At 51.5% G+C, this 1,269-nt stretch carries 1 protein-coding gene and 1 pseudogene; both read right to left on the minus strand.

All coding sequences use genetic code 11. The annotated features are described in order from the left end of the window. Nucleotides 1-248: pseudogene (locus WFN33_RS20190) on the minus strand (Ig-like domain-containing protein); the annotation flags it as partial. Between the two features lie 11 nt (nucleotides 249-259). Continuing rightward, nucleotides 260-1,269, minus strand: a 1,010-nt coding sequence (locus WFN33_RS20195) for a hypothetical protein (RefSeq protein WP_336954824.1), incomplete at its 5' end; no start/stop codon positions are given.

Here is a 1,269-nt window from a genome sequence, read left to right on the forward strand (position 1 = left end):
GTACCTGTTACTTGCGTTCCATCATTAACAACATCAGCTGTTGGAGCAGTTGGCGCAGTCGTATCATCAGCTGTTGCTTGAGTAGGTTCAGATTCATTGCCAGCAACATCTGTTGCAGTCACATCGACCACTTCACCATTGGTTAATGGCGTGGTTAGATCCACTGTGTAGTTGCCATTTTCATCAGTAACGGCTGTACCCAATACGTTACCGCCTTGGTCTTTAACTGTCACTGTTGAACCTGGTTCTGCTGTACCTGTTACTTGCGTTCCATTATTAACAACATCTGCAGTTGGCGCATCAGGTGCAGTCGTGTCATCAGAATCGCTGTCAGAGTCAGAATCACTGTCAGAGTCCGAGTCACTGTCAGAATCCGAGTCACTGTCAGAATCCGAGTCGCTGTCAGAGTCAGAGTCGCTGTCAGAATCCGAGTCGCTGTCAGAATCCGAGTCGCTGTCAGAGTCCGAGTCGCTGTCAGAATCCGAGTCGCTGTCAGAATCCGAGTCGCTGTCAGAATCCGAGTCACTGTCAGAGTCAGAATCACTGTCAGAGTCAGAGTCGCTGTCAGAGTCCGAGTCGCTGTCAGAGTCGCTGTCAGAATCACTGTCAGAGTCGCTGTCAGAATCACTGTCAGAGTCGCTGTCAGAGTCAGAATCGCTGTCAGAGTCAGAGTCACTGTCAGAATCCGAGTCACTGTCAGAATCCGAGTCGCTGTCAGAGTCCGAGTCGCTGTCAGAGTCCGAATCGCTATCAGAGTCAGAATCACTGTCAGAATCCGAGTCGCTGTCAGAATCCGAGTCGCTGTCAGAGTCCGAGTCGCTGTCAGAATCCGAGTCGCTGTCAGAGTCAGAATCACTGTCAGAGTCAGAATCGCTGTCAGAGTCAGAATCACTGTCTGAGTCGCTGTCAGAGTCCGAGTCGCTGTCAGAATCCGAGTCGCTGTCAGAGTCCGAGTCGCTGTCAGAATCCGAGTCGCTGTCAGAATCCGAGTCACTGTCAGAGTCGCTGTCAGAATCAGAATCGCTGTCAGAGTCCGAGTCGCTGTCAGAGTCAGAATCACTGTCAGAGTCAGAATCACTGTCAGAGTCCGAGTCGCTGTCAGAATCCGAATCGCTGTCAGAGTCCGAGTCGCTGTCAGAGTCCGAGTCGCTGTCAGAATCCGAGTCGCTGTCAGAGTCAGAATCGCTGTCAGAGTCAGAATCGCTGTCAGAGTCAGAATCGCTGTCAGAGTCAGAATCGCTGTCAGAGTCAGAATCGCTGTCAGAGTCA

The organism is Acinetobacter sp. AS167, assembly GCF_037152175.1.
GTDB lineage: Bacteria > Pseudomonadota > Gammaproteobacteria > Pseudomonadales > Moraxellaceae > Acinetobacter.